Origin of the sequence: Kitasatospora sp. MBT66, assembly GCF_000710405.2 — a bacterium.
GTDB lineage: Bacteria > Actinomycetota > Actinomycetes > Streptomycetales > Streptomycetaceae > Kitasatospora > Kitasatospora purpeofusca.
Genome location: NZ_JAIY01000002.1, coordinates 24149 through 24493 on the forward strand (window position 1 = coordinate 24149; position 345 = coordinate 24493).

Below are 345 nucleotides of genomic sequence, written 5' to 3' on the forward strand. Positions count from 1 at the left end.
CGGCCGGATCCGCGCCCTCGGCACCCCCGAGGAACTCAAGGCCCGGGTCCGCGAGCAGGACGCCGCCCTGCCCGATCCCACGCTCGACGACGTGTTCCGCCACTTCTCGGGCCGCGGGCTGGCCCGCGGCGAGAGCGCGGAAGGAGACTTCAACGATGTCCGCCGGACCCGTCGCACAGCCAACCGCGTCGGCTGACGCACCAGACCTGGGCCTGCTGCTGGTACCCCCGCCGCCCCGCACCGGCTGGCGCCAGGTGCCCGCCCGGGTCGCCGCGATGTGCGTGGTCGAGCTCCAGAAGCTGCGCCACGACCGGACCGAGGTCTACACCCGGGCGATCCAGCCCG

The 345-nt window shown here is 74.8% G+C and carries 2 pseudogenes; both read left to right on the plus strand.

The features are described 5' to 3' along the window. Positions 1-196 (plus strand): annotated as a pseudogene (locus BI06_RS50170) (ABC transporter ATP-binding protein); the annotation flags it as partial. Beyond that, positions 156-345, plus strand: a pseudogene (locus BI06_RS53055) (multidrug ABC transporter permease); the annotation flags it as partial. The pseudogenes BI06_RS50170 and BI06_RS53055, both read left to right, overlap by 41 nt.